A 23720-nucleotide genomic window follows, 5' to 3' on the forward strand; every position below is an offset into this window, starting at 1 on the left:
GCCGCTTTCAGGCGGGAAGCTTGTCGAGGGCTTTGCGGGCTTGTTTGCGGATCTCGCTGTCGGCGCTGTTCAGGTATGGCTCGACGACGCCGCGCACGCCGGCTGGTTTGCGGCGGGCCAGGGCTTGCAGGGCGGCTGTCGCGACGGCGGGGTCGTCGAGTTGATCGAGAATGATCGCTGTGGCCTCCGGGTTACGGGATTTGCCCAGCCACAGGATCAGCTCCCGCCGTCCGAGCCCGTAGCGGCGGTCGGCGGCCAGCGGTGCTATCCGGTCGTAGTAGCCGGCAGGGGCCAGCCAGGCCAGGGCGTATCCGGCGGCCCAGAGCACGTTGGGAGCGATCCGGTCGTAGAGATCGAACTGTGCCAGCAGCGCGGGGAGAGCGGCGGTGTTCTTCGCCTCCTTGACGATCAGGGAGCGGATGAGCGCTTCTCGAAGGCCCTTCTTCAACCCTTCTTCCGGGCCTGGCATCTTCTGATCCAGGTTCGCCAGCCAATCGATGAGGATCGGGACCGCGGCGGGGTACGGGTCGCGGGTGTTGATCAGGTCGGAGACCGAGGACACCTCGACGCCGGCGCCGGCCAGTTCGTCGAGCAGTGCGGTGTAGGCGCGATCGGCCATGACCTGATGATTTCCTTCCAGACGATGGCGTCATTGCAAAGGCATTCGTTTCAAGGTTATCTGACCGGTGTCGACGAGCTGCTGGAGTGGTCCGGTCAGCTTTGTCCGGGTGTCGACGATCAGTTCCATTTTCAAGCCATTCGCATTCGAGTAGTCCAGGAAATCCTGAATCTGCTTCGTCTTGCTGAGCGAGTTGACGTTCTTGACTTCGGTGAGCGTTCCGGCGATGGGATCGAGTTTGTCCGGAATTCTGGTGCGGCCGTTGATCGAGATCGGAGTCTTCGGCGTGGACGGGTCGATTCCCGCGCGCTCCTCGCCACGTTTTCCTTTGCGCTGATTCTTGGCTCCCTTGGATTTCCCGACGTCCTTGACCATGTCGATGAAGCGACGCAGTGCCAGGCGCATCTGGGCGACGATGCCGACGTCTTTGGCTGCTTTGCCCACTGCCGCTACGCGTGCGGCCTTACGCGCCGCGATCATCCCGCGCAGGGTGTCGGCGCATTTCTTGATGAGCTCGGTTGCTCGGGCCGCTGTCGCCGCACGGCTGGCGCCGAGGGAGAGTCTGGACGCGATGGCCCCGACCGCCGCCTCGACGATCATGTCCTCCAGCATTTCCAGTGCCTGCTTGTTGATTTCCTGGCGGACTTCGAGCAGGTAGAGGTTGTGTTCGGTGCAGGAGATGGCGAGATCGAGGAACTGGGTACTGATGTCTTCGACGACGGCCTGGAGTTCTTCGAGGTCGTCGAAGACGTAGTCGATGTCGGGTGACTTGCAGTCGCTGGAATCCAGGTATTCGACCGCGGCCTGCAATGTCACCACGCTACCGTCGAAAACCCCCTTGTTGATGCTCTCCCATGCTTTCGACGCGGTACCGAGCTTGTCCCGATTGCCGTTCGGTATCGGGATATTGATGGCATCGGCCAGCTCGACCAGGCCTTCGATGCCCTTTCCGTCGCCGCCCTTGGCGTCGATCGTGGGCCGTTGCTTGGGCTGTGTCGCCGCCGGGTCCGCCGGATACGTTGGCGCTGAGCCCTTTTGGCCCGCGTTGGTCCATTCGGTTTCCGCCCACTGGCGGCCCATCTCGTAGACGATGCGGCCGTAGTTCTCCAACGCGAGGATCGCGTCGCCGGCCGCGGCGATGAGATCGTTGGCAGCCGTGTTGTACCCATTGCCCCACGCCTCGCCGCCTTCGTCGCTGCCCGCGATCTTCGTGCACCCGGCTACGGTGTCGAGGTGGGCATCCAGGGCAGCCGACATGGCTTGTGCGGCCCCGAAGCAGAAGTTTCCGACAGTGTAGTAGGCGTTCGGGTCGATATGGATCTGAACAGTCGGCGCCACTACTCGCGTCCGAGCATCCGTAGGTTGGAAGCCAGTGTCTCGGTGTAATTCTCGTGCGCTTGGCGGGCGACTTCGCAGACCGCCGCTATCCCTTCCCGTACGTCGGTCGCGCCCTGCTTCCACTGCTGGTGTGCTTGGGCATGCTGGGCGGCGGCGGCCCCGGTCCAGCTCTGGTGCATTGCGGCGATTCGCTGATCCAGGCCGGCGAGCGAGTCGCTGACGAAACCGTCGAATGCCTTGATCTTTTGTGTGATGTCTTCCAGTTCAGTCAAGTTCACTGAGAACGGGTTCGTCACGAAATCCCCCTACAGGTCTAGCGAGTTCCAGGTTTGCGAATTGCTGGTGTCGGTCGCGGTATACCGCCGGCTGGATACGCCCAAGAGATCGGCCAGTGTGTGAAGCGCCTGCAGTACTTCCAATGCGCCCGTGCGAGTTTCCTGCCAACCCTCCAAGTAGGCGTTCGCGGCATCGCCGGTCCACGACGACATCAGCCCTTCGATATCTCGATCGATGGAGTTGACCCCCGCGACCAGTTCCTCAGCGGTCAGCTTCACGAACTGACCGGTGTCGCTGACCTCGGCAGGCACCACATTCAACTGATCGCCCGGATCAGGTCCCGTCCCCATGGCATCTCCCGCCGATCTGATTCCTAGAAGCTTAGACGTGTTCGGGCGGCCGGTGGTTCCATCCCGAACGGCCGCTCAGCTCAACCACCGATCGTCGGCCGGGGATTTCAGGCGGAGGGTTCCGGGACGCGGACATGGTCGAACCAGCGGGTGGCTTCGGCAGCGGTCAGGGGACGCTCCATGGTCAAATCGCCTGTCATGTAAGGGAAGAAGCGCCCGGCGGGCCAAGTGTGCGGGATCGGGATCGGTTCGAGTATCAGCAGACGCGCACCCTCGATCACCGGAATGTCGGAGGGGGTTCCCTCGTTCCAGATCCGCTCGCCGTCCGGGGCGAACATGGTGAACGCGCCCCGGGTCAGCTCCGTCATTCCCGGCGCGTCCCGGCAGGCTGCCACCGCCTCGGCTGTCGGCGGCTCGCCCGGCAGATGGCCGCCGCCGATCAGGGCGTCGGCGAGCAGGGTGTGCAACTGAAAGTTGTCGCCCAGCCCTGACATTCGCATCTGGAAGCCCGTGCCGGAGTTGCGGTCCAGCACCACCAGCGGTTCTTCGTCCAGGACCCGAAGCACGTAGTCCAGGCATTTGTCGTAGCGTCCGGTCTGCTGGGCGTAGGCGTCGCAGCGTTCCCGCAGAATTCCGCGAATGGGGCCGAGCCGGGTGCGGACCGGTGCGTGCTGGAGCATGGCCAGCCCGGCCCGCTCCAGATACGGCACGCTCCACCAGGCCATGACCGGGTCGCTTCCGAACGCGTCGGCCAGTTGTTCGAACGGCACCTCCGGATCCTGTTCCGGATCGGGGAGCTCGATCTCCATACTCGCCGACCACTCGGTTGCGAATTCGCGCGCTGACTCCAAGGCTTTGGCCAAATATGCCAGTATCCGCGGTGCGCAGGCCACCGGGTCCGCGCCATTTTCCACGCAGGCGCCGACGAGGACCGCCAGCTGCGCCCGGGCGAGCAAGGGCACCTCGCCGAGGAACCCGGCCAGCACCGGGCCCGCCTCTGCCAAGTCCTCCGGTGTTGCCGCGTCGTAGCGGCTACGCATCCGGTCGTCGGCCAGATACATGTCCGCCTCGATGCCGCTGCGGACCGCGATTTCGAGTTCTCGTACGGCAGAGAGGAATTCGTTGGGGCGCTGGCTCACCCGGCTCACAGTAGTGCACGGGGGTATGCCGCGGCGGCTCGCAATAACGGTTGAAGTGCGTCTTATATTGCTGCAAAGTAGCCGCATGCAGCTCGCGACTACCGCGATCGTCCCGGTCGTTTTCATCCTCGTGCTCGGTGCGGTGCTGCGCCGGCGCACGCTCAACGACCCCGGGTTCTGGCGCGGCCTGGAATGGATGAGCTACTGGGTATTCACTCCGGCGCTGTTCGTCGCGTCTATCGCCGCCACTGATCTGGGGTCGGTATCGATCGGTTTGCTCGTGTTCGGGCTCGCGGTGCCGATCGGTGGTACCGGACTGCTGGTGATCGCGCTCCGCAAGGTGCTGCGGGTGGACGGGCCGCAGCTGACATCCCTGATCCAGGGCAGCATCCGGATCAATACCTACATCGGGCTCGTTTTCGCGTCCGCGCTGCACGGCGCGCAGGGGGTGGCCACTTTCGCTATCGCTGCCGCGGTGGTGGTTCCGCTGGTCAACATCATCTCGGTGACGGCGCTGTCGATCTGGGGCGAGGCCGACCCGGCGCGCCGTTCCGGACCGTGGCGGGAACTGGTTTTCAACCCACTGATTCTCGGCTGTCTTGCCGGCCTCGGGCTCAACCTGTCCGGTGTCGGTCTCGGCGAGGTCCTGGCCGCGCCGATCCAACTGCTCGCCTCGCCCGCGCTGATGTGCGGGACGCTGGCCGCCGGCGCCGCGATCACGTTGCAACTGAGGTTGCGTGACGCCTTCGACATCGGGATGGCGTCGATCCTCAAACTCGTCGCGCTACCGCTGCTGGCCGGTGCGCTCGCGCATGCCCTCGGAGTGACCGGGGCGGTGCTGGCCAGCATTGTCATCATCTGCGCGCTGCCGACCGCGCCGTCGGCCTACATCCTGGCCACCCGGATGGGCGGCGACACCAGGCTCATGGCTTCGATCACCGGTGTGCAGACCATCCTGGCCACCATCACCTTGCCGGGCGTGCTGATGCTCACCGGAATCATGTGAGCATCAGCTGCTACCGCGGCCCGCTGATCCCGTGCTCCAGCGGTGCGCCGCGACGCTGAAGTCCCGTCCCGCAGAGGCGGATTCGGCCGAGCGATAATGTCAGCGCGGCTTGCGGTCAACGGCACGCGTCCGCGACGCTCAGAAGGCCCCCGGTTCCGCCAGCCGCCGGATCAGCGCGTCGATCCGGTCCCGTGGGGTGTCGCGCATGATGTAGAGGTGCACGTAGGCGCGATCGGCGCCCTGTACCTGAACCCGCATCCCGGACAGGCCGAACTCGTCGACGATGTCCTGGGCCGGGCGTCGGAAACGGATGCTCAGCGACCAAGGGGACCGGCCGACCCAGAGATCCGGGACGTGATCCGAGTTATGTTGCAGCGCTGTCAGTTTTGCTTCGGTGTATCGGGCCAGGCGGAGCGCGGTGACCGCCTCCGTGGTTTGGGTCTCGTAGGAGTTGCGAGCGAGGAAATCCCACATCACCACGGCGGTCTGGCCGTTGCGGGAACCGGCGAGCATGGTGTCGGCCGAGCCCACGTATTCCGGGAAGGGCGGCGGGCGCATCCGGTAGCGGTTGCGGGTCAGGTAGACGCCGCCGGGCCAGGGTGACCCGATCCATTTGTGCGCGCTGACCACCATCGAGCATACGCCCGGAACCGCGAAATCGAAGGCGGGCACCGGTATTCCGGATTCGAGATCGGCTCGCTCCGGGGCCATCGCGAAGAAGGGGAGATACGCGGCTCCCAGGGCTCCGTCCACGTGGATCCAGTACCAGCTTCTGCGGTCGGGTCGGCCACCGTTGCCCGGACGCGTCTGCCAGCTGGGACCGGTTGTGGCCGAGTAGCATTCGGCCAGTATCTCGTTCACGGCGGCGATGTCGTCACACGCACCCTTGAAGGTGGTGCCGGCGTTGAGGACGACGATCACCGGATGGTGCCGTGCGGCGAAGAATTCCACCAGCGCCCGCAACGCGTGCACGTCGATCGTGCCCGGGCCCGATCCGCCGCCGGTGGCGGGCACGCCCTGCGGCCATTCGCCTTCGATCGGGCATTGTCCGGGGTAGCGGCGCGCGCCGACGTCCGCCGGGGTTTCCAGAAGCAGCACGTGCGCGGTTTTTCCCACCGAGTAGTGACTTTCCACGGAATACAGCAGGACCGGCTCGCGCGGCTCGACGCCATCTCCGGAGGAGTGTTCGGGCAGCAGCAGATCTTTGCCGAGGAAATAGTCGCGCGCGTTCCAGAGGCCGTAGATGTTGCCTTCGCTGGCGCCCATGGTCAGCAGGAAGCCCCAGTAGGAATTACGATCCTGCGGGTCGTGGGGCGGGGGTATGCCCCAGAGTTCGGCGAAATAGTCGAGCACCGCTCTTTCGACGGCTTTGGTCTCGGAGCTGAATTCGTTGTCGTCGAAAGGGTCGCCGATATTGTTGATATGGCCGCCGATCAGCCAGGTGAAGTCCCCGTAGTCCACGTTCCAGGTCACCTGCCAGCCCAGTTCGGTGCCGCCGGATCTGATTTTGCCGGCCAAGGCGGTGAGGGCGGCGCGCCGTTGTTCCAGGGGCATGGCCGTCGCGTGGAGTTTGTACGGATCGTCCATCGGACGCCTCCTTCGGTGGGCGGCCTGCGAATGCCGAGAGGCAGACGGTCACACGTGCCGAGCGAACGACATGCTGGATTCGGCGCGCTCGAAGCGAACGGGTATCCGGTTGGTTCGGCGTCACCCTGGGTGCCGAAAGAGGTTTGGAATCAACGTATTTCATGTCGATTTTACACCCCTGGTGCTCGGCATGTGGTTGGTCCGTGGGACTGAGCTCGCCGTTTCGGGCAGCCTGATCATCGGCCCGGCGTCCAGGCCGCCATCAGCGGGAACTCCTCGCGCCAGAATGCGTCGCCATGGGAGCCGATGCGCTCGGTGAGTATCACCTCCGCGCCCGTCGCGCGGAGGGCGTCCGCCCACCGGGTCGCGTTCTCGAGGAAGAACGGCTCCAGGGTGCCGGCCACGAGGTAGGTGCGCGGGAGGGAATTCGGCATGGTGACGGGTGGTCGATAGCCGCCACCGGGGGAGGCGCACCAGATGGTGCCGTAGACGTCGGGATGTCGAAGGCCCAGGGCCAGCGCTAGTTCCGCGCCGGCGGAGACACCGCACACCGCGGTGCGCTCGGCGGGCAGGGTGACGCCGAACCGTGATCGCACCCATGCGCCGACCTCGTCGACGAAGAATCGTTCGTGTGCCGAGAAGCGCCGCGGGTCGAAGCCCGGCGAGTACTCGTGCAGTCGCAGCGCCTCGTCGGCCGGTCGGTGTACACCGGCGATCAGGGTTGCCGGTAGGTCGGCGGCCTCGAGATCGGCGCCCAATGGTGCGATCAGCTCGCCGTCACCGGCGAACACGATCGCCTGCGGTCTTTCCGCCGGGAGGTAGACCGTGACCTGGCGGCCGCCGTCGTAGTCGAAGGTTTCGGTGATCATCTCACCCGCGGTCGACATCATCGATTCCTTTGGTCAGCTGTACCGGGACCAGCGTCCTCTGCGCCCATGCTCGTCGTACAACGAATTATCGCGCCTTCCGATCAGCTCCGGAAAATATCGAACTCCGCAGTGCTGGGATCACAGAATTGCCCTTCTTGCGTGTCGTCATTCGAGCAGGCAAACAGCGTGTGTCACGGTGCGTCGAATGGTTCGGGGTAATTCATGAGAAATACCGGTATCGGCTGCTGCGCCATCGCGCCGAAATGACGACGAGAGCGGGGCCGGATGAGACGCACGCGCTGGGGCACGGCGATGATCGGGGTGTGCTGTGCGGCGATGCTGTTGTCGCCGGTGAGCGCGGTCTCGGCGGCTCCGCGGCACGGTCTTGCCGATCCGGTGCCACCGCGAGGACTGGCTGCCGAACATGCGAAGCTGTGGCGGGCGATTCTGCCCACCCCGGCGGGCGATCCCTTCTTCGACGCGTGGCCCACGCGGGCCGCGGCGGCGGGTGAGGTGATCGAGCACCGTGATGTCAGCGTCGTCGCGGTAGCGCAGATGCCGGTTCCGATTCGCCAGGCGATCCAGTTGAAATTCGGTACGCGCGATTCGGCCGGGGCGCCGTCGTTCGGCACTGCGACAATGCTGGTGCCCGCCGCTGATTGGCAGGACGGCGACAGGCCGGTGGTGGTGCATTCTCTTCCGATCAATTCGATGGGAATTCGGTGCACGCCCGGTTTCCATATGGCGCACGGCACGCCGGACGCGATGACGGGATTCAATCTCGTCCCGCCCGCGACGGTGCAGGCGCTCGAACGCGGCTACGCGGTCTTGATCCCGGATCACGAAGGGCCGCGGATGGCCTACGCCGAGCCGCGGGTGGCGGGGCACCTCGTGCTCGACGGGGTGCGCGCGGCGCGGGCCGCGCTCGGCCCCGCCTTCGACGACAGCCGGTACGCACTGGTCGGCTATTCCGGGGGTGGCCTGGCCTCCTATGCGGCGACGATGCTGCTGCCGGAATACGCACCGGAACTGCGTTCGGTGGTCACAGGGGCGGCGCTCGGCGGGATCATGACCGACTATCGCCGGATCGCAAGGCTTTTCGATGGCCGGATCGAATCCGGGATCCTGCTGTCGGTGGTGCTCGCCTTCGCCCGCGAGCACCCGGCGATCCTGGGCGCGATGAACGAGCTCGGCGCCTTCGTGGCGAGTTCGCCGGTGAAGGACATCTGTGGTGGACGCCAAGCGCTGCTGGGCGCGGTCGGGGTTCCCCTGGAGTTGTTCTCGAAATACGACAAGCCGCTCGACAGCGATCTCGCCGATCGGATCTTTCGCGACGTCGACCTGCGCGGGCGCGCGTCGCCGGTTCCGCTCTACCTTTTCCACGCGGTGAACGATCCGTGGATCCCGGTGGCCGGCGCCACCGACCTCTACCGCGAACAATGCGGGTTCGGCGTGGCCGCGACCCTTCGCTTGAGCCCCGGTGAGCACCTCATCGGCTCGCTGATCACCTTCCCGGGTGTGATGGATTGGCTGGACGATGTGCTGAAACACGGCGTCGTTCCGGTGGGGTGCCGGCGACATTGAGCTGCGGCCCCATTTCGTGCGGACCTGCGCTGCGCGGGCGTCGCCGCATGGCGGGTTACCGAGGGCGGGCGCCGTCGAAGAAGAGGGACAGCGCCGCGGCCGCGGGATCGCGGCGGCCCGGCGGGGTGTCGCTCATGGCGATGGCGTAGACGGTCCACAGCAGGGTGTCGACGAGCCAATCGGCTGGTAGGTCGGCGCGGAGTTCGCCGCGGCCCTGGGCGGCGCGCATCGCCTCGATGAGCGGGCGCTTCCAGGTGGTCCAGCGACGGGCGATGCGGCGATCGAAATAGTCCTGGTTGCTGGAGAGCAACTGCACCAGGCGAACTCGGTCGAAACTTTCCCGAACTATGGTCTCCAGCGCGGATTCCAGCGGGGCCGACCGGTCGAACGCGTCGCGCAGGAGCTGCTCGGTTTCGTCCAGTACGCGGATGTGGACAGCTCGGCGCAGCGTGCCACGGTCTTTGAAGTGCCGGTAGAGCGTGCCACGGGCCATGCCGGCCGTGGCCGCGACATCGTCCATCCGCGGGTCCGGATTCGTGGCGGTGACCAGTTGCCGGTATGCCTCGATGATTCGTTCGCGGTTGTCGGCCGCATCCACGCGCACGTGCCGAGGCTAGCCGAGAAGTGAGACATATGTGTCTCTTTTATTTCCTATCGTGGCGGCAGCCGGGCATCCGGCACGGAGTCAGGAATGGGAGACCCAGATGTCAACCACAGCAGAGCAATTCGCCGCAGCAGGCGTTTCGATCGATCCGGACGAGGTGGACCGTCTGCTCGCGGACCGGCGGGCACTACCCGCCGCCTTCTATCACGAACCGGCGCTCTACCGGCTCGAGCAGCGGTTCATCCTCGGCCGCTCCTGGCAGGCCGTCGGAACGCTGCGCGAGGTGCGCGACCCGGGCGACTATCTGACCACCGATGTCGCGGGCGTGCCGGTGGTGGTGGTGCGCGACCGGGACGACGCGGTGCGGGCGTTCGTCAATGTGTGCAGGCACCGCGCCAATGTGGTTGCCACGGGCAGCGGCAACTGCCGCACGTTGCAGTGCGCCTACCACGGCTGGACCTATGGGCTGGACGGTTCGCTGAAGGGGATCCCGCAACACAAGCAAGGTGGTCTGCCCTCTGCGGCGACGCTGGGCCTGCGGCCCCTGGCGGTGGACACCTTCGGCGGCATCGTCTTCGTCTGCCTCGAGCCGCAGGAACCACTGCTGGACCAACTCGGTGACATGCCGGACATGATGCGGCGAGCCGGCTACGACTTTCCCTTCGCCGATCCCGGCAACGGCCTGATCCCGGCCGATCCCGAGCGTCCCACCGTGGTGCGCGCGAACTGGAAACTGGCGGTGGACAATTCCAGCGAGTGCTATCACTGCCCGACCATCCATCCCGAGACGATCTGCGCCGTCACCGGCGCGGAGTTCGACTACGAACTCAATACGAGGGGGAAGTTCGGAATGGTCGTCGGTCAGCACCTGGCGCCCCGCTGGCAGGCGAGGTTTCCCGACGGGAAGACCGGCAGTCAGTACGGGTACGCCCAGTACACCCTCTGGCCCAACTCCCTGGTCGTCAGCGGGTACGTCGGCGAGCACCTCCTGCGTTTCGAACCCACCGGTCCCGCCACGACCCGTGCTATCGGCCGCGCCTACCTGCGGCCCGAGTTGCCGGTCGAGCCGGTCGAGGAGATGAACGCGCTGCTGTTCGGCAGGGGAGTCGCCGAGGACATCGAGGTCATGGAACAGGTACAGCGGGGTCTGGAATCCGGCTTCTACGAGCCCGGTCCGCTCATGAGCGGACCCGAAGGTGTCATCCACGCCTTCCAGCGAGAGGTGTGGCGGGCCTTGCGCCCGGCGTTCGGTGCGAACTGAGATCAGGGCCGGGTGTTTCAAAGCATTCGCGCAGGGCATTCGGTGCACGACCGCCCTGCCGTCGGGTGCTGACCGAAAGACGCACTATGTCCTACGATTTCGCCGCACCGCCCACCCGCTCGCGGGAGGACGCCGCCCGGACGCAGATATCGGCGTTCATCGCCGAGCTGGTGCGCGCGGGGATTCGGCCGACGCATCATTCACGCCGCCTGGATCCGGAGCGGCGGGAGTCGATTGCGGTGGTCGGCTGGAGCGTGGGCGGGTGCCGTGGGCTGTGGCGCGGATGCGAGCCAGGATGCGATCTGGTGGTGACGACGAAGGCGAGGCTCGTGCGCATCTGCGACCAACCCGATCGCACCCGCCTGCGCCGCGCCCGGCCGGTGTACCTCGAGCCGGCTGAGTATCCGGACCTGACGAAGGTTCTGTCCGCCGGCCGGGCCTTGCTGCTGCCGCGGTTGATCGCCGCCTGACCGCGCCGTCCGCGCGAGGCCTCCGACCTGCCACACCCGGCGATTAGCTGAAAGTATGCTGGCGTAGGTGACCGTACTCCCAGCTCCGATGCACGCCGTCGCCGGACGGCCCCCGGACAACCCCGCGTGGGCGATCGAATTGCAGTGGGACGGCGTGCGGGTACTGGCTGCCTGTGACGGTGTGCGCTGCCGACTGGTCGGCGCGGATCGGCGCGAGGTCACCGGGTCCTATCCCGAGGTCGCGGCGGCCGTGGTCGCGGTGGCGCGCAAGCGGGCCCTGATCCTCGACGGTGTCATCCGCGCCGAGACGCCTTCGGCCGCAAAGTCATTGCGGTCGCTGCCCCGGCACCCCCGAGAAAGCCGGCCGACCGCGCGGCTGTGCGCCTTCGACCTGCTCGCGATCGAGGAGCGCGATCTGACCTCCTCGCCGTACCTGGTGCGCCGGCACCGTCTGGAGGGCCTCGGCCGAGGGCACGCGCTGGTGAGTGTGGCGCCGTCCTGGCGGGGGATCGAGGCGGCCCAGTTGCTGCACGCCGCCGCCGAGCACAATGCGCGCGGGATCGTGTCCAAGGAGATCGAATCGGCCTATCACGCCGGTCGGTGCTCGCCGGCGTGGATCGCCACCTCAATCCACGCTGGCGCGCTGCCTCCGGAGCCAGTAAAAGCCTGACGATCATGCCCGGCTCCGTGATCCGGTGTTTGGTGCGCGGCAGTGCGGGCAACCAGGCGTTATGGCTATCGACAACACAGCAGGCGAGGTCACCGTCGAACTCCTCCGTGAACTTCTCGGCGCCGACGCGGCCGAGGCGAGTCTGGTGCTCGAGGCCGGGCAGGTGCGTGTCTCCTCGGAACCCGGCGGGCTGGCCCTCGTCAGCCGGGAAGAGTTGCTGGAGCGGATCGGCAAGGAGCCCGACGCGACCCAGCTGACCGAACAGGCGGATCTGCTGAACACCGAGATTCGGTTGCTGGGCGCCTGACCTCGGGCGTCATAGCTCGGACCACGGGACTTCCGACCACGGGTCGATCCGGCCGGCCAGCAGCTGAAGATGGAAGTCGGGGCCCGTATGGGTCCGATCGGCTTCTGAGTCGGTGAGTTGGCTGACCGTGCAGACGTAATCCCCGTTCGGAAGCTCGATCCGTGACCCGTAGACGTCCTTGTCGTCGTCCACGGCCGAGTCCGCGAACTGGGCGGCCATGGTGAGCGTGTCCAAACTGACGGCGATCAGTTCGCCGCCGCTCACGGTGATGGGGCCGGTGACGCCCCGGATGACCGGCAGTCGCGGATCGATCGGCGAATCCGTGATGTCGATGCGCCATTGCTCCTCGCCGCCGGTTCCCCAGAGCAGTATCCGCCGCTGCCGCATCTCGGATTCGATTCGCTCGAACAGCGCCGCCAAAGTCCAGTCCTCGCCCACGAACGCCCGGTAGGCGTGTGGGTCCACGAGGCCGAGAAAGCCTGAGTCGTCGGCCATTTCGTCGATCCGATGGTGCAGTCGCGCCACGCCGCGTTCCTCCCCGTAGTGATCATCGAACCCTACCCGGATCCAACACCCGCCAGTGATGTTAGCTAGGAATACGCTGACTGTATGGTGCCAGTGCCTGCGCCGATGCTGGCCGTCTCGGGACGGCCGCCGGATACCGCTGCCTGGGCGATCGAGATGAAGTGGGACGGGGCGCGCGGACTGGTGATCACCGACGGCCGTGACTGCCGCCTCTACAGCCGGAGCCGCCGGGACTTCACCGCGTCCTTTCCGGAGCTGGCCGCCGCGCTCGCCGAGGCCGCGCGGGGTCGCAGGTTGATCCTGGACGGCGAGGTGCTCACCCAAACTCCCTCGGGCGTACCGTCTTTCGCGCTGCTGCAACGCCGCTTGCAGGTAGCGCAACCTCGTGCGGAGTTGGTCGCGTCGGTGCCGGCGCAGTGGTACGGCTTCGATGTACTCGCCATCGATGACCGGGTGGTGACCGGGCTGCCCTATCTCACGCGCCGCGAATTGCTCGAGGACCTGGAGCTGGGCGGCGGACTGGTGAGTGTGCCGCCGTACTGGCGCGGCGTGGCGGCCGAGCGCATGCTGGCGCTGGCCGCCGAACACCACCTCGAAGGGATCATGTCCAAAGAGGTGGAGGCGGCCTATCATTCCGGCCGGCGTTCGCCGTCGTGGATCAAGACGCCGATCCGGCGGACCGCCGAGGCGATCGTGGCCGGGTGGACCCCGGGCACCGGGATGATGTCGCAGACTTTCGGTTCGTTGGTGCTCGGCGCCCACACCCCGGAGGGCCGCCTGGTCCATATCGGCAATGTCGGTACCGGCTTCACGCTGGCCGCGCGCCGCCAGTTGCGCGCCCATCTGGACACAATCGCGGAATCCGCACCGCAGGTGGATCTCGGATCGGAGGGCGGGCTGGTGTCCTGGGTGCGCCCGGTGCTGGTCGGCGAGGTCGAGTACCGGGAGTTCACCGGCGAGAGCCTGCGGCACGCGAGCTGGCGCGGGTTGCGCGCGGACAAGGAACCCGACGCGGTCTCGCTCCCACCCTGAGGACGCCCCGACTCGGCACGAACGAAATCAGAAGCTCCAGAACGTAGTTCGCGATGTGGCCCTACACCGAGGAGTTGTGTCATGAACCAGAACCTGATCGTCGAGTGCGAAAACCAGGACGAGCACGGGCCCATCGTCACGGTGTCCGGCGAGATCGACGCCACCACCGCCGCCCAGCTGGGCGACGCGCTCGACCGGATGCTGCGACCCGAGCCCGATCGGGTGCTGGTCGACCTCAGCGAGGTGCTGTTCATGGACGCGGCCGGGGTGACGGTGCTGGCCCGGGCCAACACCCTGGCCTGGCCGCACACGGTGTTCGCGGTGATCGCCTACGGCGCGGCGGCCCGGCCGCTACAGCTGACCGGTATGGCTTCGACGCTGGTGATCTACCCGCACCGGGCGATGGCGCTGGCCTGCACCACCGACGCCCTCGATCTGTGCGACCGGGTCGACCGCGGTGCGGCCCTCGGCTACTGACCGGCACTCGCGAGGGCGACCTCGCCGGTGATTGGCGCCACGATCCCGGGGTAGGGCGGGAGCATGGAAATACTCGTGATCATCGCCCTGGTCGTGCTCGTCGCCGTGGTCGTGCTGTTCCGGCGGCGCTCGGGTAAGGGGCGCAGCACCGATATCTCGACCGGCAACCCTTCGGCCAACGAGTACGACGACAAGATCTGAACCCGTTTGTGGCGGTTGCCGCAGGGTATCTGCCCTGCATGATCGTCTCGGAGGAGGGTGGCCGGCACCGGCCCGAACCGACCCGGATCGTGGTCGTGGTGCCGGTCTGCAACGAGGAGCAATTGCTGCCCCGCTGTCTGCGCGCGCTGCGGCGCAGCGCGGACGCGGTGGCGATACCGGTGCGGATCCAGCTCGTCCTGAATGGGTGCACCGACGGATCGGCTCGCGTGGCAGGTCCGGACATCGAGGTGGTGACGCTGGACGAACCCAACGTCGGAATGGCGCGTGGACTCGGCTTCGCGGCGGCCGGTGCCGGGTGCGGCCGGGAGACGTGGTTCGCCACGACCGATGCCGACTCCGCGGTGGACCAGTGGTGGCTGCGACGCCAGCTGCGACACGCCCGGCGCGGTGCCGACATCGTGGCGGGCGTTGTGCGAGTAGATGATTGGAGCGCGTCCACCCCCGTGGCCCGCGCGCGATACGAGCAACGGTATCGGCGGCCGCGAGGTGACGGGCACGGTCACGTCCATGGCGCGAATCTCGGATTTCGCGCCGACATCTACTGGGACGCAGGCGGTTTCGACGCTCTCGCCACGGGTGAGGATGTCGATCTGGTCGAGCGGGCCACGGCCCGCGGCGCGCACCTGGTGTGGGCCGAGGACGTGGTGGTCACGACCTCCGGGCGGACGGAGGGGCGGGCGCCGGACGGGTTCGCCGCGCATGTGCGTGCGCTGGATCAGGTCTCGGAGGCCGACAGTGCCTAGGACAGGGGAGAGCATCGCCGCGCGACTGCGCGAACTCTCGGCGGCGGGCAAGCTGGACCTGCCGTTGCCCGCCGGCGGCCACACCGGGGAACGCTTCCGCGCGCTGGCCGGCTTCGCGGCCGAGGACACGGTGCTCGGGCGGCTGGTGGAGGCGCACACCGACGCCGCGGCCATCCTGGCCGAACTCGGTGCGCCACCGCCGGTCGACGGCGAGCTCTGGGGTGTCTGGGCGGCCGAACCGCCCGAGCCGGTGGTGCGGGCACGGCGGGAGGGGTCGAACTGGGTGCTGGACGGACGCAAATTGTGGTGCTCCGGCGCCACGATCTGCTCGCACGCCCTGGTCACCGCCCGGCACGGGGACGAGCGCGCCCTGTTCGCGGTCGCGCTGCGACAACCGGGGGTGCGTCCGGTTCCGGACACCTGGCATGCCGTCGGCATGGGCGATTCCGACTCCGGCGCAGTGGATTTCGCGGAGGTGGCGGCCGTGCCGGTCGGTGCGCCGGGTGCTTATCTGAGCCGGGCGGGATTCTGGCACGGCGCGATCGGCGTGGCCGCGTGCTGGTTCGGCAGCGCCTGCGAGGTGGCCCGCCCACTGCGCGCGCGAGCCGCCGCGGGCCGCGCCGACGAGCACGCACTGGCCCATCTCGGCGCGGTGGCGAGCGGATTGCACGCGGCCCGCACGGTATTGGGCAGGGCGGCGGACGACATCGATCGGGGCGTGCCGTCGGATCCGGTCGCCCAGCGGGCCCGGGCCCGGGCGGTGCGCGCGGTGGTGGAGCAGGCGGCGACCGACACCATCGATCGCGTCGGCCGAGCCCTGGGCGCGGCCCCGCTGTGCCTGGACGCCGACCACGCTCGGCGTGTCGCCGATCTGGCGGTCTACCTGCGCCAGAGCCACGCCGAGGCCGATCTCGCCGCGCTCGGCGAGGATGTCGCGGGGGAGGAGTTCTCCTGGACGCGCCTGTGATCGACCCGACCGCGCCGGGACCCGACGACAGCGTCTGGGCGAGCTGGCGGGCGCGTTCGCCGGCGCTGACCCTCGCGGGCGTGACCCGCTTGACCGTCGTGGCCGCACATCCCGACGACGAGGTGCTCGGCGCGGGCGGCCTGATCGCCACCGCCCGCGCCCTCGGCATGGCTGTCCGCGTGGTCGTCGCCACCGACGGTGAAGGCTCGCACCCCGCGTCGCCGACCTGGACGCCAGAGCGGCTCGCGGCACGGCGGGTCGAGGAATCGCGCTGTGCCGCCGCCGAATTGGGCGTCGAATCGCCGATTCGCCTCGGTATCGCCGACGGCCGGGTCGCGGAGTCCGAAGCCGAGGTGGCGGAGCAACTGTCGGCGCTGCTGGCCGATCAGCCGGCGGGCAGTTGGTGCGCGGCGACATGGCGGAACGACGGCCATCCCGACCACGAGGCCGTCGGCCGGGCCGCGGCGACGGCCACCGCGCGGCTCGGGGTTCCGCTGCTGGAGTATCCGATCTGGATGTGGCACTGGGCGACTCCCGATCATCCGCGCCTGGCGCACCTCGAGCCGGTGTCGCTGCGCCTGACCGAGCACGCGCAGGCGGCCAAAGCTCGTGCGATAGCACGATTTCCGAGCCAGATCCGGCCGCTGTCGGCCGCGCCGGAGGACGCGGCGATCCTGCCCGAGCACATCCTGCGCCGATTCACCGGCCCGACCGAAACCTACTTCTCATGACGCTGCCATCGAGCTACTTCGAGGACATGTACGCCGCCGCCGCGGACCCGTGGAGCTTCACCACCCGCTGGTACGAGCGGCGCAAACGAGCGCTGACCATGGCCGCGCTCCCGAACCCGCGCTACCGCAGCGCTTTCGAGCCCGGCTGCTCCATCGGCACCCTCACCGAACAGCTGGTCACCCGCTGTGACCGGGTCCTGGCCTCGGACCCGATAGCCAAGGCGCTCGACGCCGCCGCTGTCCGGCTCGACGCCGCCCGGGACCGGGTGGAGCTGCGCCGGTGGTCGCTCGGCGACGACTGGCCCGCGGCGCGCTTCGACCTGATCGTGTTCAGTGAGGTCTGCTACTACCTCGACGCGGACACGCTGCGCACCGTCACACAGCAGGCCGTGGCGCATCTCGAACCCGGCGGGACGCTGCTGGTCGTGCATTGGCGCCATCCGGTGCCGGACTATCCCCTCACCGGTGACGAAGTTCACGACATCGTCTCCGCCGACCCCGGCGTGGTCCGGATGTCCGCCTACCAGGACGAGGACATGCGGCTCGAGGTGTTCACCACCTCGCATCCCGAACCCCGCAGCGTCGCCCGCCGGGGTGGTCTCCTCTGATTCGGCCCGGCCGGTTTATCGCGTCGCGGGTGGGCTATACGGCCGACGACCGACTCGATCAAGGCACGGTCGGTCCAACCGAGGAAAGGGGCTAGACGATGAGCACAGCGGACAAGGCTCAGAACAAGGCCGACGAACTCGCCGGTAAGGCGAAGGAAAAGTTCGGTGAGGCCACCGATGACCAGGACCTGAAGAACGAGGGCAAGGGCGATCAGGTCAAGTCCAACCTCAAGGACGCGGGCGAGAAGGTCAAGGACGCGTTTCGGGACTGATCGAGCCCATGCCGCGGCCGGTGCGAGTGCCCGCCGGGTACTCGCACCGGCCGATCAGCGCAGGGCGACGAGTTCGTGCAGGGTGGTCCCGGTCCGCCGCTCGACGGTGCCGCCGTCGCGGAGCGTCAGCTCGAATGTGGAATGGAACCGGAAGTAGGCCGGGTGGCCGATCGCCTTGTGCACGAGTGGGCGCAGCAGCCGCGACCGCAGCACGGGGACGTCGTCGAGCAGGTCGTGCGCGTGAATGACGGAGTTCACGGTGAGGCGCAATTCCAGTTGATCGGGCACCCGTAGTTCGATCCACTCGGGGAATTCGCGGCCTGCGGCCGAGTCGAAGCGCGCGGGCCCCTCGCTCAGTACCGTTTCCCCGGTCGACAGGACCACCTCCGCGCCCCGCGCCAGCATGAGCGGGGCGATGGCGTGGCTGCCGCGTTGCGGCTGGGTGAGCACGTTCGCGTACAGCAGCGAATAGTCGTCGGTGTAGAGGCGGCCCCAGTGCCAGCGGTCGATGACGCGTTTCATATCGCCGACGCCCCAATTGTGGTCGGCGTAGCCGCGTCCGGTGACCGCTATTTTCTTTCCGTCGAGCTCGAGGGTGCCGTGGACCCGTGCCCGGGGCGCGGCGACCACCCACCCGAAGGTCTCGCCGTCGCCGAACTGCGTCTCGCCCCGGCCGGGCATCCAGCTGGGCGTCTCGTTCTCGAAGGTGAGCTCGAACGCCACACCGTCTTCGGCCAGTCGCACCTGATGGGTGGGCAGTCCGCCGGCCGGAAACTCCGAGCGGGCGGTGTTGGCGCCGATCCGCACGTCGCAGCCGGCGGCCGAAAAGCTGGTCGCCGCCGATGGATAGCGCCGTGACACCTGCCGGCGGTCGCCGTCGGGGCTGTAGACGATCAGCTCCACCCATGGCCGCGCCCACGGCAGATCTTCGGGGCGGCGTTTGATGAGGAAACCGACCACAACGTGTCCGCTGTCGAGCTGCGCGTCGAAGTACCAGTGCTCGAATGCCGTGCGGCTCGACGAGGGATGTAGACCGTTGTGGTGCGGGGCGACCGTGGTCAGTCGGGCGTCCCGTCGGCCGGGCCCGTTCCAGGCTTCGGTGATGGCAGTGCTCGGCATGACTGTTCCTCGATCGGTGCTCAACGCCGCAGGGCGCCGGTCGCGTCGAATTGTGCTTCCCGGCCTGCCATTTGGGCGCGTAACCAGTTCTCGCGGTGTCTGCTCATGACCCGCTCGTGCAGCCGCGCGAACGGCGGGCAGACCCGGCGCGCCACTTCCATCCCGGTGATCAGCGGGAAGCGGGCCAGGGGGATGAGGATCCACGGGAACGCCGCGGGCATCCGGTAGCCGCGCCGTGTACCGGGTGCCATGTACAGGGCGGCGTAGACCGAGTTGATCCGGAAGTTGTAGGCCGCGCGCACGCGCGTCCAGCCGCGCTGGCCCGGGCGCGGCGCGAAAGCCGCCGGATAGGACTCGATCAGCTCGGCGCCGTGCTGCCCGGAATCGAAGGAGCGGGACACGATGGTCATGCCCAGCACGCGCAGCGAATCGGCGATCGTCTCCGGGCACCAGCGCAACCGGACCCCGAGCAGATGCCCCAGGTAGCGCTGGAAGTGCAGCAGCGCACGGATTTCCGAGGGGGTGGTCTGGTAGCCGAGCAGCCACAACCCCAGGCCCGGGGTGACGCTGCCCGCCAGCAGTGTCAGCAGCTGATAGGTCTGGCTGATCGGCAGACCCCAGCGCGGCGTGTCCCACTCCGGATGCTCGGCGACCCGGGCGCGCACCGAGACGTGCATGACGCGCACCTTCATGGCGGTCGCCCGGCCCGGTGAACCCGGGGTCAACAGGGCGCCGGGCTGGGAGACGTCGATCCAGAATCGGCAGGTCTCCAGAAACCGCCGCAGCGCGCTGTCCCCGGCGTAACCGCCCGCGAGCGAGAGCGGGGTGGCCACCGCCGCCTCGGTGTACACCTCCAGGGTTTCGGCGCCCGCGAAGCTGAAAAGCATGGTGCCCCACCGACGCCAGATCGCGGCGCCCTGTTCCACCAGTTCCGGGCGCAGCCAGTCGGGATCGGTTTCGAACTCGGCGAAGAGTGCGCGCATCTCCGGTGGGGCCTCCGGCACCGCGTCCACCCCCGAAACCAGTGCGGTCTCCAGCATTTCGCGGCCGCGTCGCGAGCCGCCGGCGCCGTGCACGACCGCGGCGACGAAGCGTTCGGCCACGGGGTCGCCGGAGAACAGGTCCTCACACAGTGCGTGTGCCTGATCGTCGGTGGGGAAGGGGCTGTGGCCGGTCAGCGCGGTGACTGTGCGTTCGAAGCGCCGCACGCTCGGTGTGGCGCGGGCCTCCCAGTAGCGGAAGGCGCTCGGGCAGCGAGTCTGCGCTCCGGTGGGCGTTTGCACTGACATCGGTGATCCTTCCGGGCGAGTCCCGCTGTGGGACAACGGCCCAACCATACCTTTGCGTACTGCACAACGTACTCGAAAGTATGGAACCCGGCGGCGCGCGGATCCTTCCTTCTACGATCGAGGTGTGCAGATGACTCCCACCCGCGACCCGTCATGACCGCCGAGCGGCCCAAGTCGAGGAAGGCCGAAGCGCAACAGCAGCGCGCGCCGCGATCTCGCGGCCCTCGGCTGACGCAGGAGGACTGGGTCGACGGAGCGCTCGCCCTGCTCGCCGCGGAAGGCGCGTCGGCGGTGCGCATCGCCCGGCTCTGCGCAGCGCTGGGCGTCACCAAGGGCAGCTTCTACTGGCATTTCGACGATATCGACCAACTCGTGGAAGCCATGGCCGACCGCTGGGGGGCTCGGCAGGCTCGAATGATCGGTGAGCTCGCCGCCGTCGATTCGATGCCGATCGGGCAGCGGCTCGAGGCCATGGCCGGATTGCTGATCGAGCGCGATTGGCTGGTCGAAGCCACCGTCCGGGAGTGGAGCCGCACCCATCCGCGGGTGGAAACGGCGGTACGCGAACTGGATCAGCGGATCTTCGACACCATTCGCGCGGCGTTGACCGAGCTCGGATTCGATGGCGCGACGGCGCGATTGCGGGCCGGTGCCATGGTTTATCTCGGTATCGGGTTCATTCACGGGCGCGGCAGCCTGCCGATTCCCACGCGAGCCGAGGTGCACGCCGTGCTGTCGTTGCTGCTCGGCTCCGGGGCCGAGGCGGGGCAGCCGGGTGGTTGAGCGCTGCGGATCGAGCTTTGGCCGGCCCGGGGGATCCGCCGGGCCGGCCACGGCATCAGTGCGTCAATTCCGCTTCGAGCCCTCTCGGGCCGGCGTCGGCGGCGTCGACTGCCGCGCTCAGGACCGCCTGCAGCCGGATGACGGCGCGGATGTCGCCGAGATCTTCCGCGGTCGTGATGTCCTGGCGGATCTCGGCGATGAGGCCGTGCAGCACCATAAATCTCCTGCCTAGTGGTGGGTCGGATGTCGCCCTCTGTGCGACGGGAGCACGACTTACCCCGGATTCGCGGTTCTAATCAGTGGAGCGGCAGAATCTTTTCGCGGCCTGTCGTGCGGAGGAAATCGGTGAGCAGGGGCCGCAGCGCGGGCAGGCCGTCGACCGGGATGATGTGCCCGCAATCGGGGATGACGTGACTGGTCAGGTCGTCGGTCAAGGGGGTCAGTTGGCGGGCGAGCGCGTCGCCGACGGGCTGTGCGCCCACGGCCAGGGTCGGCACGCGCAGGCGGGTTTCCGTAGCGGCCCGGTCGATCTGGTGGTAGCTCTGCGGCATGGCGCGATAGTGCGCGAACGCGGCGCGCAGCGCCTCGATGCTGCCGTAGGCGTCGAGGAACGCGGTCCGGAGTGGCTCGGGCACACCGCGACCGCGCGTGCCGATCGTGAGAAACCAGTCGATGTAGGCGGATTCGTGGCCGGACAGGACTTGTTCGGCCAGGCCGGGGACGCCGTGGAAGCCGAACCACCACGGTGGGCCGTCGGCGAGGAAATCCTGCGCGCCGGGTAGGCGGCCCAGCAGTGCCTCCATCAGGACGAGGGCGCGGACGCGCTCGGGCCGGCGCATCGCCATCAGGAACGCGGGCGCGGCGCCGAGGTCGATGCCGACCACGGCGGCGTCGGGTTCGTCCAGGGCGTCGAGCAGCTCGACGGCGTCGGTGGCGAGAGTGGCGGCGTCGTAGCCGGATTCGGGGCGGTCGCTGTCGCCGAGTCCGCGCAGGTCGGCGGCGATCACGCGGTGGTCGGCGGCCAGGGTCTCGAGGAGGCCGAGCCAGAGCTGCCAGGTGTGCGGAAAACCGTGCAGCAGCAGGACTGCCGGGCCGGTGCCCAGGACGGCGGCATGGACGGTGGTGCCGTTGACGGGGAGATGGTGGAGCGGGACATCGGAGGCCGACAGTGTCATCACAATCCTTCATCTGGTAACCATTGGTGACTACCCTGACGCTAAGGAAATGTTCCCGATCCGTGAAGACGGCACTGATTACTCAGGTGGTGAGCTCGAGGTGACCGCACAACCCGACCGGCGCGGCGACCTGTTCGACCCGGATTGCCCGACCCGGCGGCTGCTCGACCGGATCGGCACCAAGTGGGTGTCGATGGTGGTCAAGCTGCTGGCCGAGGCCGAACCCGAGGAGATTCGGTTCGCCGAATTGCGCCGCCGGATGCCCGGTGTGTCGCAGAAGATGCTGTCGGTGACGTTGCGGAATCTGGTCGATGACGGCCTGGTCGCGCGGCGGGTGGAACCGACCGTCCCGCCGCGTGTGCACTACCGGCTCACCGCTCTGGGGTTGTCGCTCGAGGTTCCGCTGGCCGCCCTGCGGGCGTGGGCGCAGGAGAACATGGCGACGATCGACGGCCACTCACGGTAGGGCCGCGAGCGCCTCCTCGGGGGAATACTTCTCCCGCAACGAGAACGCGCGGGGCGAGGGGCCGTTCGCGCGCAGCGCGTGCAGGCGCTCGAGCGCCTCGTCGAGGGTCGGCGTGTGGCCGGCGGGTATCCACCACAGGACGATCATGTGCTCGCGGGGGCGCTCGAACCACTCGCTGCGCCGGCGCAGGAATTCCAGATGGCCGCTGCGATAGACGTAGTCCCAGAAGGCTTCTCGCGTTTCCCAGACCGACAGGTTCACGATGACGTTCGCGCCGAGCGGGCGCATGGAGGTGGCGTCCAGGCCGGAATCGTCCACCAGGCGCCAGATGTAGCCGGGGGAGCGCTCGGCGAGGGCGTTGATCGGCTCGAGCATGGAGGTGAAGCCCGCCATGCGCGGGTCGTCCAGCGGGTATTTGAGCAGGGCGGTGTTCAGTTCGGCGAGGTGATAACCGGTCATGGCTTCAGTTCAGCACGCCGTGAATCTCTATGTCAATCATCATTGTTTTTAGAGAATTCGACGGCGACACAGCAGATTCCGGGCCGGGCGTCCAGGCGGACGCGCACCCCCTCGGCGTCCTCGAGCAGACCCGTCAGCAAGGCGTGGTTCATGCCGCACACCAGCGGGGGATACGCCTCGGCGAGGGCGTGGAACGGGCAGTTGCGCATGCGGAGGGTGTCGTCGTCGGCGAAAGGCTCGTAGCCGCGGGCGCGCAGCAGGTCGGCCACCTCGGTCCGGTCCCGCACGGGTTCGCCGCGCGCGGCCCGGCCCTGTTCGCGGGCCGCCCGGTGCAGTTCGACATCCAGGCGAGCCTGTTCAGCGACCTGAGCCAACAACTCTGCGGCCGTGCGATAGTCGCGCGGCGGCAGCGAGACCTGATGTTCGGTCGTCGTCCGGCGATAGAGCTTGGCAGGGCGTCCCGCGCCCGGGCCCGAGCGTCCCGACAGCCGCCGGCTCTCGGTCTCGAGCAAGCCGGCCTCGACCAGTTTGTCGAGATGGTGTGCGGCCAGGGTGCGCTGGATCCCGGCGGTGGTCGCCGCGTCGTTGCGGCTGACCGGTTCGGCGCTGGCCGCGACGTAGTCGTAGAGTCGCCGCCGAACCGGGTCCTGGAGTGCGCCGATGGCGTCGATGTCCGTCACCGGACCATTCTAAGAACAATCTGTATCCGAGTTAGAGCGGCGAATCTCGCGCAAGCGGATTCCGATGGCCGGGCGAGGGATTCGGATACGCC

31 protein-coding genes are annotated in these 23720 nt (G+C 67.9%); 16 read left to right on the plus strand and 15 right to left on the minus strand.

Features of this window, described 5'->3' with window-relative positions; all coding sequences use genetic code 11:
- Positions 1–7: 7 nt before the first annotated feature.
- From AB0I43_RS01965 to AB0I43_RS01985, 5 genes are all read right to left on the minus strand, one after another.
- Positions 8–619, minus strand: coding sequence for a hypothetical protein (locus AB0I43_RS01965; protein ID WP_356972530.1), 612 nt, complete (start codon positions 617–619; stop codon positions 8–10).
- A gap of 30 nt (positions 620–649) precedes the next feature.
- A complete protein-coding gene (locus tag AB0I43_RS01970; RefSeq protein WP_356972531.1) occupies positions 650–1957 on the minus strand; it encodes a putative toxin in 1308 nt (435 codons plus the stop codon).
- Complete coding sequence (locus tag AB0I43_RS01975) at positions 1957–2253, minus strand: WXG100 family type VII secretion target (RefSeq protein ID WP_356972533.1); 297 nt, start codon at positions 2251–2253, stop codon at positions 1957–1959. Before AB0I43_RS01975 ends, AB0I43_RS01970 begins: the two co-directional genes overlap by 1 nt.
- Positions 2254–2262: 9 nt before the next feature.
- Positions 2263–2583 carry a WXG100 family type VII secretion target gene (locus AB0I43_RS01980; RefSeq protein ID WP_356972534.1) on the minus strand — a complete coding sequence of 107 codons (321 nt, stop codon included), beginning with the start codon at positions 2581–2583 and terminating at the stop codon, positions 2263–2265.
- Positions 2584–2690: 107 nt separating this feature from the next.
- On the minus strand, positions 2691–3722 hold the full coding sequence (locus AB0I43_RS01985; RefSeq protein ID WP_356972535.1) for a hypothetical protein: 1032 nt from the start codon (positions 3720–3722) through the stop codon (positions 2691–2693).
- Positions 3723–3747: 25 nt separating this feature from the next.
- On the opposite strand from AB0I43_RS01985, the gene AB0I43_RS01990 reads away from it, so the two are divergent.
- Positions 3748–4728 carry an AEC family transporter gene (locus tag AB0I43_RS01990; protein WP_356972536.1) on the plus strand — a complete coding sequence of 327 codons (981 nt, stop codon included), beginning with the start codon at positions 3748–3750 and terminating at the stop codon, positions 4726–4728.
- A 138-nt stretch (positions 4729–4866) separates the two neighbouring features.
- On the opposite strand, the gene AB0I43_RS01995 is transcribed toward AB0I43_RS01990, so the two are convergent.
- Together AB0I43_RS01995 and AB0I43_RS02000 are read right to left on the minus strand one after the other, a co-directional pair.
- Positions 4867–6315, minus strand: a complete 1449-nt coding sequence (locus tag AB0I43_RS01995; RefSeq protein ID WP_357430984.1) for a pyridoxal-dependent decarboxylase — start codon at positions 6313–6315, stop codon at positions 4867–4869.
- Positions 6316–6551: 236 nt separating this feature from the next.
- Complete coding sequence (locus tag AB0I43_RS02000) at positions 6552–7202, minus strand: alpha/beta hydrolase-fold protein (protein ID WP_357430986.1); 651 nt, start codon at positions 7200–7202, stop codon at positions 6552–6554.
- Positions 7203–7469: 267 nt separating this feature from the next.
- Here AB0I43_RS02000 and AB0I43_RS02005 point away from each other — a divergent pair, with 267 nt between their 5' ends.
- Positions 7470–8768: a lipase family protein gene (locus AB0I43_RS02005; protein ID WP_357430988.1), complete on the plus strand. Its 1299-nt coding sequence runs from the start codon at positions 7470–7472 to the stop codon at positions 8766–8768.
- 55 nt (positions 8769–8823) lie between these two features.
- Here AB0I43_RS02005 and AB0I43_RS02010 read toward each other — a convergent pair whose 3' ends face one another.
- Positions 8824–9372 carry a TetR family transcriptional regulator gene (locus AB0I43_RS02010; RefSeq protein WP_356972543.1) on the minus strand — a complete coding sequence of 183 codons (549 nt, stop codon included), beginning with the start codon at positions 9370–9372 and terminating at the stop codon, positions 8824–8826.
- A gap of 100 nt (positions 9373–9472) precedes the next feature.
- Here AB0I43_RS02010 and AB0I43_RS02015 point away from each other — a divergent pair, with 100 nt between their 5' ends.
- From AB0I43_RS02015 to AB0I43_RS02030, 4 genes are all read left to right on the plus strand, one after another.
- Positions 9473–10633: an aromatic ring-hydroxylating dioxygenase subunit alpha gene (locus AB0I43_RS02015; RefSeq protein WP_356972545.1), complete on the plus strand. Its 1161-nt coding sequence runs from the start codon at positions 9473–9475 to the stop codon at positions 10631–10633.
- Between the two features lie 86 nt (positions 10634–10719).
- Entirely contained in the window at positions 10720–11103 is a 384-nt protein-coding gene (locus AB0I43_RS02020) for a hypothetical protein (RefSeq protein WP_356972546.1), read from the plus strand.
- Positions 11104–11170: 67 nt separating this feature from the next.
- On the plus strand, positions 11171–11773 hold the full coding sequence (locus AB0I43_RS02025; RefSeq protein ID WP_356972547.1) for a hypothetical protein: 603 nt from the start codon (positions 11171–11173) through the stop codon (positions 11771–11773).
- A 61-nt stretch (positions 11774–11834) separates the two neighbouring features.
- On the plus strand, positions 11835–12080 hold the full coding sequence (locus tag AB0I43_RS02030; RefSeq protein WP_356972548.1) for a hypothetical protein: 246 nt from the start codon (positions 11835–11837) through the stop codon (positions 12078–12080).
- A 9-nt stretch (positions 12081–12089) separates the two neighbouring features.
- On the opposite strand, the gene AB0I43_RS02035 is transcribed toward AB0I43_RS02030, so the two are convergent.
- Positions 12090–12605: a hypothetical protein gene (locus tag AB0I43_RS02035; protein WP_356972549.1), complete on the minus strand. Its 516-nt coding sequence runs from the start codon at positions 12603–12605 to the stop codon at positions 12090–12092.
- Positions 12606–12689: 84 nt separating this feature from the next.
- Here AB0I43_RS02035 and ligD point away from each other — a divergent pair, with 84 nt between their 5' ends.
- The 8 genes from ligD to AB0I43_RS02075 all read left to right on the plus strand — a co-directional run bounded on the left by ligD (position 12690) and on the right by AB0I43_RS02075 (position 17657).
- A complete protein-coding gene (gene ligD / locus AB0I43_RS02040; protein WP_357430990.1) occupies positions 12690–13637 on the plus strand; it encodes a non-homologous end-joining DNA ligase in 948 nt (315 codons plus the stop codon).
- An 81-nt stretch (positions 13638–13718) separates the two neighbouring features.
- Complete coding sequence (locus AB0I43_RS02045) at positions 13719–14114, plus strand: STAS domain-containing protein (RefSeq protein WP_357430992.1); 396 nt, start codon at positions 13719–13721, stop codon at positions 14112–14114.
- A 63-nt stretch (positions 14115–14177) separates the two neighbouring features.
- Positions 14178–14315: a hypothetical protein gene (locus AB0I43_RS02050; protein WP_356972553.1), complete on the plus strand. Its 138-nt coding sequence runs from the start codon at positions 14178–14180 to the stop codon at positions 14313–14315.
- Between the two features lie 38 nt (positions 14316–14353).
- Positions 14354–15079, plus strand: a complete 726-nt coding sequence (locus tag AB0I43_RS02055; RefSeq protein WP_357430994.1) for a glycosyltransferase — start codon at positions 14354–14356, stop codon at positions 15077–15079.
- Positions 15072–16046: an acyl-CoA dehydrogenase family protein gene (locus AB0I43_RS02060; protein WP_357430995.1), complete on the plus strand. Its 975-nt coding sequence runs from the start codon at positions 15072–15074 to the stop codon at positions 16044–16046. Before AB0I43_RS02055 ends, AB0I43_RS02060 begins: the two co-directional genes overlap by 8 nt.
- Positions 16043–16777 carry a PIG-L family deacetylase gene (locus AB0I43_RS02065; protein WP_357430997.1) on the plus strand — a complete coding sequence of 245 codons (735 nt, stop codon included), beginning with the start codon at positions 16043–16045 and terminating at the stop codon, positions 16775–16777. Before AB0I43_RS02060 ends, AB0I43_RS02065 begins: the two co-directional genes overlap by 4 nt.
- The gene (locus AB0I43_RS02070) at positions 16774–17385 is read left to right on the plus strand and encodes an SAM-dependent methyltransferase (RefSeq protein ID WP_357430999.1); all 612 of its coding nucleotides are present in this window, start codon (positions 16774–16776) and stop codon (positions 17383–17385) included. Before AB0I43_RS02065 ends, AB0I43_RS02070 begins: the two co-directional genes overlap by 4 nt.
- Positions 17386–17483: 98 nt before the next feature.
- Positions 17484–17657: a CsbD family protein gene (locus AB0I43_RS02075; RefSeq protein WP_356972558.1), complete on the plus strand. Its 174-nt coding sequence runs from the start codon at positions 17484–17486 to the stop codon at positions 17655–17657.
- Positions 17658–17711: 54 nt separating this feature from the next.
- Here the strand turns inward: AB0I43_RS02075 and AB0I43_RS02080 are convergent, their stop codons facing one another.
- Complete coding sequence (locus AB0I43_RS02080) at positions 17712–18776, minus strand: lipocalin-like domain-containing protein (RefSeq protein WP_357431001.1); 1065 nt, start codon at positions 18774–18776, stop codon at positions 17712–17714.
- Positions 18777–18796: 20 nt separating this feature from the next.
- On the minus strand, positions 18797–20065 hold the full coding sequence (locus AB0I43_RS02085; RefSeq protein WP_357431003.1) for an oxygenase MpaB family protein: 1269 nt from the start codon (positions 20063–20065) through the stop codon (positions 18797–18799).
- Positions 20066–20218: 153 nt separating this feature from the next.
- On the opposite strand from AB0I43_RS02085, the gene AB0I43_RS02090 reads away from it, so the two are divergent.
- Positions 20219–20848, plus strand: coding sequence for a TetR/AcrR family transcriptional regulator (locus AB0I43_RS02090; RefSeq protein WP_357431005.1), 630 nt, complete (start codon positions 20219–20221; stop codon positions 20846–20848).
- 55 nt (positions 20849–20903) lie between these two features.
- Here the strand turns inward: AB0I43_RS02090 and AB0I43_RS02095 are convergent, their stop codons facing one another.
- Both AB0I43_RS02095 and AB0I43_RS02100 read right to left on the minus strand, forming a co-directional pair.
- On the minus strand, positions 20904–21065 hold the full coding sequence (locus tag AB0I43_RS02095) for a hypothetical protein (RefSeq protein ID WP_356972565.1): 162 nt from the start codon (positions 21063–21065) through the stop codon (positions 20904–20906).
- 79 nt (positions 21066–21144) lie between these two features.
- On the minus strand, positions 21145–22023 hold the full coding sequence (locus tag AB0I43_RS02100; protein WP_357431007.1) for an alpha/beta hydrolase: 879 nt from the start codon (positions 22021–22023) through the stop codon (positions 21145–21147).
- A gap of 49 nt (positions 22024–22072) precedes the next feature.
- Here AB0I43_RS02100 and AB0I43_RS02105 point away from each other — a divergent pair, with 49 nt between their 5' ends.
- On the plus strand, positions 22073–22489 hold the full coding sequence (locus tag AB0I43_RS02105; protein WP_357431009.1) for a helix-turn-helix domain-containing protein: 417 nt from the start codon (positions 22073–22075) through the stop codon (positions 22487–22489).
- Here AB0I43_RS02105 and AB0I43_RS02110 read toward each other — a convergent pair.
- Both AB0I43_RS02110 and AB0I43_RS02115 read right to left on the minus strand, forming a co-directional pair.
- Positions 22481–22948: a DUF3291 domain-containing protein gene (locus AB0I43_RS02110; RefSeq protein ID WP_357431011.1), complete on the minus strand. Its 468-nt coding sequence runs from the start codon at positions 22946–22948 to the stop codon at positions 22481–22483. The two genes, AB0I43_RS02105 and AB0I43_RS02110, sit on opposite strands and share 9 nt — an antisense overlap.
- A 32-nt stretch (positions 22949–22980) precedes the next feature.
- A complete protein-coding gene (locus tag AB0I43_RS02115) occupies positions 22981–23628 on the minus strand; it encodes a helix-turn-helix domain-containing protein (protein WP_357431013.1) in 648 nt (215 codons plus the stop codon).
- Positions 23629–23720: the final 92 nt, after the last annotated feature.

Source organism: Nocardia sp. NPDC050435, from assembly GCF_040655395.1.
Classification (GTDB): domain Bacteria; phylum Actinomycetota; class Actinomycetes; order Mycobacteriales; family Mycobacteriaceae; genus Nocardia.